Annotated in this window: 9 protein-coding genes; 3 read left to right on the forward strand and 6 right to left on the reverse strand. The window is 65.3% G+C overall.

What is annotated here, in order from left to right; translation table 11 throughout:
• Positions 1–439 (forward strand): aldo/keto reductase (locus VJ811_RS07910; protein WP_324071720.1); only part of this gene is annotated, 439 nt, incomplete at its 5' end.
• A gap of 185 nt (positions 440–624) precedes the next feature.
• Here VJ811_RS07910 and VJ811_RS07915 read toward each other — a convergent pair.
• The 5 genes from VJ811_RS07915 to VJ811_RS07935 all read right to left on the reverse strand — a co-directional run bounded on the left by VJ811_RS07915 (position 625) and on the right by VJ811_RS07935 (position 6719).
• Positions 625–1161, reverse strand: a complete 537-nt coding sequence (locus VJ811_RS07915; protein ID WP_324071721.1) for a DUF1003 domain-containing protein — start codon at positions 1159–1161, stop codon at positions 625–627.
• A 7-nt stretch (positions 1162–1168) separates the two neighbouring features.
• Positions 1169–1870, reverse strand: a complete 702-nt coding sequence (locus tag VJ811_RS07920) for an NnrU family protein (RefSeq protein WP_324071723.1) — start codon at positions 1868–1870, stop codon at positions 1169–1171.
• A 153-nt stretch (positions 1871–2023) separates the two neighbouring features.
• Entirely contained in the window at positions 2024–3352 is a 1329-nt protein-coding gene (locus VJ811_RS07925) for an amidohydrolase family protein (protein WP_414711923.1), read from the reverse strand.
• A 113-nt stretch (positions 3353–3465) separates the two neighbouring features.
• Entirely contained in the window at positions 3466–4869 is a 1404-nt protein-coding gene (locus tag VJ811_RS07930; protein ID WP_324071724.1) for an amidohydrolase, read from the reverse strand.
• Between the two features lie 2 nt (positions 4870–4871).
• A complete protein-coding gene (locus tag VJ811_RS07935) occupies positions 4872–6719 on the reverse strand; it encodes a peptide MFS transporter (RefSeq protein ID WP_324071725.1) in 1848 nt (615 codons plus the stop codon).
• Positions 6720–6904: 185 nt separating this feature from the next.
• Between VJ811_RS07935 and VJ811_RS07940 the strand changes: the two genes are divergently transcribed.
• Positions 6905–7486: a nitroreductase gene (locus tag VJ811_RS07940; protein ID WP_324071726.1), complete on the forward strand. Its 582-nt coding sequence runs from the start codon at positions 6905–6907 to the stop codon at positions 7484–7486.
• Positions 7487–7557: 71 nt separating this feature from the next.
• Positions 7558–7905 carry a GntR family transcriptional regulator gene (locus tag VJ811_RS07945; protein WP_056374231.1) on the forward strand — a complete coding sequence of 116 codons (348 nt, stop codon included), beginning with the start codon at positions 7558–7560 and terminating at the stop codon, positions 7903–7905.
• A gap of 144 nt (positions 7906–8049) precedes the next feature.
• Here the strand turns inward: VJ811_RS07945 and VJ811_RS07950 are convergent.
• The coding region (locus VJ811_RS07950; protein WP_324071727.1) for a tetratricopeptide repeat protein at positions 8050–9305 on the reverse strand (1256 nt) is incomplete at its 5' end.

Genomic DNA, 9305 nt, shown 5'->3' on the forward strand with positions numbered 1-9305 from the left:
TATCGAGGACGAGATCCTCGGCGCGTGCCGCGAAAACGGCATCGGCTTCGTCCCCTATTCGCCGCTCGGCCGCGGCTTCCTCGCCGGCGCGGTGCGCAGCCGCGACGAGCTGCCCGAAACCGACTGGCGCCGCAACGACCCCCGCTATTCGGAGGAAAATCTGCCCGCTAACCTCGCGATCGTCGACGCGATCGGCGCGGTTGCGGACAAGCATGGCGTATCGAAGGCGCAGGTCGCGCTCGCGTGGCTGCTCGCGCAAGGCGACGACATCGTCCCGATCCCCGGCACCAAACGCCGCGCGACGATGGAGGACAGCGTTGGGGCTGCAGAGGTTACGCTGACCGCCGACGACCTCGCCGCGATCAACGCCGCCGCGCCTAAGGGCGGAACGAGCGGTCCGCGCTATGGCGAGATGGGGATGCGGATGGTGCGGTTGTAGGCGCATCACCGAAGAGGCCGTTAACGACCGGAAGCGGACGCCCGGTTTCTAATACTTCGTCATTCCCCCGAAAGCGGGAACCCAGGGCTAGGCCAGCCGACGGACGCTCTGGGTCCCCGCTTTCGCGGGGATGACGAAAATGGAGGCTGGCGGCTCTCCCCACCAAAACCGACATCCCTGCTCGACTACCCCTTCGAATCCAGCCGCACACACAGCGCGTCGACCTTCTCCGCCAGCTCGGCGATCCGCATCTGATCGAGCTTCTCGTGCAATCGCATGATCTCCAGCTCGGCGCGCAGGTTGATTTCATAGTCGACGCTGGCGGTCAGGCGATCCTTTGACGCCTGCCGGTTCTGGCTCATCATGATGATCGGCGCCTGGATCGCGGCGAGCGTCGAGAGCATCAGGTTCAGGAAGATGAAGGGATAGGGGTCGAACGCGAGGCCGAAGCGCTGAAGTATTTCCGAACTAAGCAGCATCCAGCCGAACAGGATCAGCGCAAAGACGATGATGAAGCCCCACGACCCGCCGACCGCCGCAACGCGGTCGGCCAGCCGGTCGCCAGTGCTCGCCTGCGCATCCCCGATGTCGGCGGCATCGCGGCTGCTGGGCGCGCGCTTTGCGATCGACTCGACCACCCGGCGCTCCCCGGGGTCGAGCTCGTCGAAGGCGCGGCCGAGCAGCCGCAGCGACAGATCGTTGAGATGCGTGCTCGCGTTCATACCGATCCTATCCCACCCAGCGCCAGATACCCGCGACCATATAGCCCAGCGCACCGTGCGCCCAGGTCGCGACGATCCACAATAGGAATCCGCCGAACAGCGCATGCGGCCGCGGGATCGTGTCGTCCCATGGCGCCGCGCCCCCGATTTGCCGCGCGAACGGGACGAAACTCGTCCGCGCCGCCCAATGCCGCCAGGCGTCGCCCATCAGCCGCGCCTTCTTCGCATCCTGCCCCGCCGAACCGACAAGCGCGAGGAAGACGATGGTGGCGGACAGGACGATCTGCGCGCTGGTCGGCATCACCATGGCGTGCGCAAAGGCCCACAGCGCGAAGCCCCACATCATCGGGTGCCGCGTGATCGCGAACACGCCGCGCGGCGCGGCCTGCGCCGCCTTCGCCGCGCCCGGCGCGGGCAGTGCCGGGTTACCGATCAGCGATCCGATGAACAATATGCTCGCGAAGAGCACGATCAGCGACGCGAGGATCCACAGCGGATCGTCGACCATCCATAAGGGCGGCTCGGGCGGCATCCCGCGCCATGCCTGCACCACCATGATGAACGTCGCGATCGCGACGATCGAATAGGTGATCTGGAATCCCCGCTCGCCCAGCCGCCCCGCGAGCCCGCCTCGAAGCGGATGCGACAAAGCGAGGTGCGAGCCGACGAACAGGACGCAGGTCGCGATCAAAAGCGACATCGGTTGCATGACCACTCCCTCCTCCAGCAATGTCATCTCTATCGCCCAAGCCGCCGCTGCGCGCGACTCGGATTGCGTTCACCGACAGTGTTTGCGCGACAAAGGTAACAGTGTCAACATAGAGGCAAGGGATGGGCCAGGCGGTGAAACGCCCGCCCTGCCCTATCGGTCGTATGCCTTGGGCAATGCCCCTTCCTGCGGGGTCGCATAGCGATCCCGGAGGCGGTCCTGCCGCGTCGTCAGCGACTGCGCCTTGCCGTCGATCCAGACCGCGGTCGGGCGGCTGCCGAGTTCGAGCGGGTCATTGTCCCAGATCACGACGTCGCCGGCACGGCCGGGACGCAGCGATCCGATGCTGGCTTCCATGCCGACGGCGCGCGCCGGAACGCTGCTGATCGACGCGAACGCCTGATCCCACGTCATGCCGCTCGCGCCCGGAACGCGCGCGAGGCCGACGAGGTTGCCCGCATATTGCGTCGCATAACCCATCTTGTGCGCGTCATCATCGTCGAACACGCCGACCGACACATCGACGCCGGCGGCCTTGAGCCGGCCCGCGTTCGATTGCGTCGCGCCGAGCTGTTCGAAGGTCGACGGCAGGTCGGTGAGCGGCGAGACGAGCACCGGCACCTTCGCCGCCGCGATGTCGCGCGCGACGAGCCAGCCTTCGGTCACCCCGACGAGCACCAGCTTCAGCGCGGGAAATTCGCCCTTCAGCTTGATGACATTGACGATGTCGGCGGCGCGGTCGACGCGAACGAACAAAGGCGTCGTGCCGTCGATCACGCGGACGAGCGCATCGGCATCGGCGCGCTGGATCATCGCGTCATTGCCCCATTCGGCGAGCGTCGCGGGGTTGCGGGCATAGCTGCGCGCCGCGAGCAATTGTTCACGGAAGAGCAGGAAGGTCGCCGCGCGGCTGCCCCCCGCCTTCGCCGAGCCATCCTCGCCGAACGCGACATATTGCAGCGCGCGCGGGCGCGTCACCATGTCCATATCGTCGGCGAGGTCGACGACCGCGCCCTGCCCGGCGAACAGATTGCTGCTGCTGCCCGGCGCGACGATCGCACGCGTCACGCCCGACGCGCGGTTCACCGCGACGGGAGACCCCATCGGATTCAGCGCGGGCGCAATGTCGAGCCCCGCCGAGAAGCGCGTGCGCGGCGCCGACCGGTCGTTGGTGCCGCTGACAGCATCGACTTCGGTCAGCCCGACGCGGCTGAACGCCGCGACGATGCCCGGCGTGACATAGCGACCCTGCGCATCGACACGCTCGACACCCGAAGGCACGGCGACGCCGGCACCCGCGGCGACAACCTTGCCACCGCGCACGACCACCGTGCCGCCCTCGACCGGCGCGCTGCCGTCGCCGATGACGAGCTTTGCATTGACGATCGCGACGTCCTGCGCCGCGGCGGGGGTGGCCAAAGCCAAGGCGGCGGCCAGCGCGCCCCCTAATCCCGCCGCGCCCCTGCGAAGGCAGGGGCCCATCTTCGGGCCCGTCGGTATGAAGCGAACGGCGGCGAAGGAACGAGGGCGCAGGTGATGGGCCCCTGCCTTCGCAGGGGCGCGGGAAAGGAAGGACCGGATGTTCAGGAGAGCGCTCATTTCACGTCTCCTTCGCCCGGCTGGCCCAGCTCGAAATCGCTCACCGGACGGCGCTTGGGATCGGTCGCGTCGAACATCAAAGCCCCGTCGATCCATACCTTTTCGGGGCGCGTGTACGCGCTGAACGGATTGCCGTTCCACAACACGACGTCGGCCATCTTGCCCGGCTTCAGGCTGCCCGTCTTGTCCCCGATACCCAATGCCTTTGCCGGATTATACGACAGCCAGGTCCATGCCATCTCGTCGCTGACGTCGATCCCGATGCGGCGCCCCGCGGCGCGCGCCTTGGCGGCTTCCTGATTGAGCCGCTGGATCTGGTTGGCGTCATCCGAATGGACGATCGTGCACGCACCGGCCTTGTAGACGAGCGGAATATTCTCGTTGACGCTGTCATAGGCTTCCATCTTGAAGCCCCACCAATCGGCCCACATCGCCGAGCAAATGCCTTCCTTCTGAAGGATATCGGCGATCTTGTACGCCTCGACCGCGTGGTGGAAGGTCGACACCTTGTAGCCGAACTCCTTCGACATATCGATGACGAGCGCCATCTCGTCGGCGCGGTAGCAATGGTTGTGGACGAGGATCTCGCCCGACAGCACGCCCGCTAGCGTCTCCATCGCGAGGTCGCGGTCGACGGCCTTCCCGTCGTCCATCTTCTTCTTGTACGCCGCCGCCTTTTGCCATGTCGCGCGGTTCACCGCGAAATTGCCCATGCGGGTCGAGGGCGCGCGCCCCTTGCCGCCATAGACGCGCTTCGGATTTTCGCCGCACGCCATTTTCAGGCCATAGGGCGCGCCGGGGAACTTCATCCCCTGGACAGTGCGCGACGGCACATTCTTGAGCGTGATCGAACGCCCGCCCATCAGGTTCGCGCTGCCCGGCAGGATCTGGAGCGAGGTCACCCCGCCATTGGCGAGCGCGCGGCTGAACCCCGGGTCTTGCGGCCAGACGCTATGTTCGGACCAGACTTCGGGCGTCGTCGGCGACGTCGCCTCATTGCCATCCGAATGCGCATCGACGCCGGGCGAAGGATAGTCGCCGAGGTGGCTGTGGATGTCGATGATGCCGGGGGTGAGGAACTTGCCCGTGCCGTCGATCACGTCAGCGTCGGTCGGCAGCTCCATGCCGGGGCCGCCTACCGCCGAAACCTTGCCGCTCGTCATCACGATCGACCCATTGTCGATCCGCCCGCCCTCGCCGTCGAAGATCGTGACACCCTTCACCACCGTCAGGCGGGCCGGATATCCCTTGTACGTCGACGGATAGGGATCCTTGTTGAACTTGACCGGCTTCTCGGCGGGCTTGTCGCTCGCCGAGGCCGTTTCGCCGCCGCTCGCCGCGCAACCGACAAGCGCCAGCGATACCGCAGCCAGCAGGCTGCCCTTCACACCACGGATCATGGTTACGCCCCCTTGGGTTCGGGATGGATGCCAGCCGCTTGCGGCTCGCCGAGTTCGCCCGTGCCCGCAATGCCCCCGTCGCGATCGCGGTCGCGCAGCGTGTCGACATGCATCCACCGCTTCACGATCGGCGACAGCGCGAGGACGACGACACTGACCCCCAGCGTGATCCAGCCGATCTTGTCATAGATGGCAAGCGTCGCTTCCTTGGTCATGTCGCCGCTCTCGCCGCCGGTCGCTTCGCCGATTTTGCCCGCGACGAAATTGCCGACCGCGGTCATATAGAACCAGGCACCCATGATCAGCGACGCCATGAAACTCGGCGCCAGCCGGTTCATGGCGCTCAGGCCGACCGGCGAGAGGCAGAGCTCACCAGTTGTGTGGAGCAAGTAGAGCAGGAATACGAAGACCACCGGGGTCATCGCCTCGACCCCCACGCTTTTCGCTCCCCAAACGAAGACAAGGAAACCAAGTCCGACCTGCGCCAGCGCCAGCGCAAACTTGGCGGGTGCCGAAGGTTCGAGACCTTTTTTGCCGAGCCATTGCCAGAGCGCCGCAAAGAAGGGCGCGAAAATGATGATGTAGATCGGGTTGATCGACTGGAACAGCGAGGCCGGGACCGCGCCGATGTCGACGAAGCGATCGGTATAGAGATTGAAACTGCCTCCCGCCTGTTCGAACAGACCCCAGAAAAGCGGGTTCAGCGCAATAAGGAACAGGATTGCGTAAATTCGGTCGCGCGCGTGGTTTTCGACCCGGAACTTCTCGATTCCCAGCCCGATCAGAACCACGACGATACCGGAAACATAAACCAGCTGTGCAACGGTCAAGCCCAGCAGCTTGGTGCCTTCATTCGACGTCGCAAGGCTCATCGCGTTGGACAAAGGCAGGAACAGCATCGCCAGCATGCCGGCAAGAATGATCGCACGGCTGTCGCTCGGCGCGCTGCCCATTTTCCCATAGGGCAGCTGGAGGGCAGCAATCGCAGCGACATAAACGAGCAGAAGCGTGCCCGAAACGAGCAGCAGATTCTGGATGACGTCCTGATATTGCACCAGTCCCCACATCACCACGACGGCGACGATGCCCGTCCCGTACAACACCCATTCCTTCTGCCTGCTCAGCGGCGCGGGCGCTTCGCCGGCTCCGAGCAGAACCTTTTTACCGAGGACGAAGACGATCAGGCCGGCGATCATACCGATGCCTGCAAGGCCGAAACCATAGGCCCAGCCGAGCTTCTGCCCCAAATAACCGACAAGGACCGTGCCGATCGCGGCGCCGGTGTTAATGCCCATATAGAATATGGTGTAGGCTGCATCGCGGCGCATGTCGGTCAGGCGGTAAAGCTGGCCAACCATCACCGAGATATTGGCCTTCAAAAAGCCCGATCCGACGATGATCAGCGCGAGCGCAAGCCAGAAGACGTTGATCGTCGCGTCCTCTTGTCCGCCGACGCCTTCGAATGCCATGAACAAATGGCCGAAAGCGAGCAGGACGCCGCCGAACAGCACCGCCTTGCGCTGTCCCAGATAGCGGTCGGCGAGATAACCGCCCAGCACCGGAGTGATATAGACGAGGCTGGTATAAGCGCCATAGATCAGATTCGACTTACCGTCGCTAAACAGCCAGTGCTGTGTCAGATAGAGGATCAGGATCGCGCGCATGCCGTAATAGGAGAAACGCTCCCACATCTCGGCGAAGAAGAGCATGTAAAGACCCTTGGGATGGCCGGCGAATTCTGGCTTCTTGCTGCCGGCGATCAACGCGCCGACCGTCAGAAATGCGCCGAGCAACACTAGCGCAATGACGAAGGTCCAATCCCCTCCGTCCCAAAGGCCAATCTCTTTCATCAAAGCGTCCCTTATTTTGATTATCTTGAGCGCGGGCTTCCGCCGCGCGAATGGGGCAACCTAGCGCGAAAATTGCGTATGGGAAGAATCTAATTGCGCCTGAAACCGTTTCGGCCGGGCCAAAAAGTGTTGCGAACCGTTCGCAACACTTGCGCTGAAGCACGCAAAACGCCACATGGCGGACCATGTTCAACGACACCTCCTCACTCCTCGCCCATCTCGCCACGCGCCGTTCAGGCAAGGCGCGCGACATGATCGCCCCCGGCCCCGATGCCGCCACCCTGCACGACATCATCGCGCTCGCGCTGCGCACCCCCGACCATGGCAAGCTCGCCCCCTGGCGCATCGTCACCGTCGCCGACGACCAGCGCGAGGCGCTCGCGGCGTTGCTCAAAAAGGCGTGGGTTGCCGAGAACCCCGGCGCCGCCGGCATGGACCTTTCGGCGCTCGACCAATTCGCCCATCAGGCGCCGAGCTTGCTCATACTCGTCTCAACGCCGGTGCCCGGAGCCAAGGTTCCCGTTTGGGAGCAGCAGATGTCGGCCGGCGCGGTCGGCATGAACCTGCTCCACGCCGCGCACGCGCACGGCTTTGTCGGCAGCTGGCTGACCGGCTGGGCGGCCTATAGCGCCGAGGTCGCGGCGGCGTTCGGCGCCGGCGAAGGCGACACGATCGTCGGCTATTTCTTTCTGGGAACGCCCGCGCGCGAACTCGACGAACGCCCCCGCCCCGAATATGACGAGGTCGTGCGGGCTTGGGAAATTTAGTTTCATTTTCTGAACCTAATTTGTAATTAATGAGATTTGACTGTGCTGCTGTCTTATGGCATTAAGGCGGCATGCTCGATCAGTCCAAACCCGTGTACCAGCGTCTGCGTGATGTCATCGCGAACGCCATCCTCGACGGCCAGTTTCGCGACGGCGACATGTTGCCCTCGGTCCGATCGCTCGCCGCCGAGGAAGGCGCCAACCCGCTGACGGTGGCGAAAGCATATCAGACCTTTCAGGACGAGGGACTGGTCACGGTCAAACGCGGCGTCGGCATGTTTGTCGCCGCGGGCGCGACCGAGCGCCTCCGCGACCTGATGCGCGCCGATTTCCTCGCCAATGTCTGGCCGCCGGTCGCGCAGCAGATGCGCCGCATCGGCCTCGATGCGCGGACGTTGCTCGACCTCACCGAAGCTTAAAATCCTCCCTGTCGCGAAGCGATGGGGAGGTGGCAGCGCGAAGCGCTGACGGAGGGGCTATTGGCGCGACGTCGCTGCCCCTCCACCATTCGCTTCGCGAACGGTCCCTCTCCCCACGGCTCCGCCGCAGGGAGGATCACATAGTCACCGCCCGATCTGCGCCGCCTTATCGCGCAGATCCGTAGCCGCCTGCTTGCTGCCACGCCTCTCAAGCAGGTCGGCGTAAAACTCCATGATCCCGGCGTTCAGCGGCTGTAACCGGTACGCTCGATCAATCAGCGGCAGCGCGCGCGCGTCGTCGCCCTTTGCCGACCACGCCCGCGCCAGTTCGCGCAGGATCACGACATCGCGATTGCCGATCCGGCGGCGTACGCGTTCGAAATGCGCGATCGCCTGGTCCCAATGTTCGATGTCCATCGCCAGATGCCCCGACAATCGGTCGGCGGCGGTGCTCGACGGCTGGCTGCGCTGGAGCGCGAGGATCGCGGCGCCCGACCCTGCGGCATCGCCCGCGCGGAACAGCGCATTGGCAAGCCGCAACGTGGTGCGCTCGCTCGCATCGAGGTCGCGTGCGGCACGATAGGCTTGCACCGCGAGATCGGTCCGCCCGCCCGCCAGCGCCGCATCGCCGAGCAGGATATGCGCGTCGGCGACCCCGCGATTGGCATCGCGGAGCCGCGTGGCGCGTGCGATCGCCCGCGCGCCGTTGCCGCTCGACAGGTCGGCCGAAATTGCGGGAATCGCATAGGCGGGATTGAGCGGTTCGGCGTCGGCGGCCATCGTCAGCAGGCCATAATCATTGTCGGCGGCAAAGGGCACCGCTTCGCCCGGCGCCAGCGCCGCCGCGCGTCCCAGATAGTCCGCCGATTCGATCCGCCGGCCGAGTTCTGCCGCCGATCGCGACGCCAGAATCAGCGACCAGCTGTCGGCGTCGGGACGCCGGACCAGCGGCAGCAAGGCTTCGAGCGCCGCGTCGGCGTCGCCATCGGCCCATTCGGCCGCCGCGAGGATGCGGCGCGCGGTGAAATTCTCCGGCTGCTCGGCCAGCAGCCGGTCGGCCCAGGTCGCGGCGACCGCCTCGCCGCCAAGCTCGAGTTCGACGATCGCGCTCAGCAGCATGAACGACGGCTGCGCGTCGAGTTCGCCGCGCGTGCGTTGCAACAGGCTGCGCGCGAGCCGGTAATTGCCGGCGCGCGCCGCGAGCACCGCCTGCAGATAAAAGAGCCGCGGGTCGCGCGGGACGATCGTCGCGGCGTGGCGCAGCGCGGTCAGCATATCGCGGTAGCGCCCAAGATCGCCGAGCGTCGCCGCCTGCTCGATCAGCGCATCTTCATTGTCGGGATCGGCGGCAAGCGCCTTCTCATACCAGCCGAGCGAGGCCTTGAGCCCATCCTCGGTCC

It is taken from the genome of Sphingopyxis sp. (assembly GCF_035250425.1).
GTDB lineage: Bacteria > Pseudomonadota > Alphaproteobacteria > Sphingomonadales > Sphingomonadaceae > Sphingopyxis.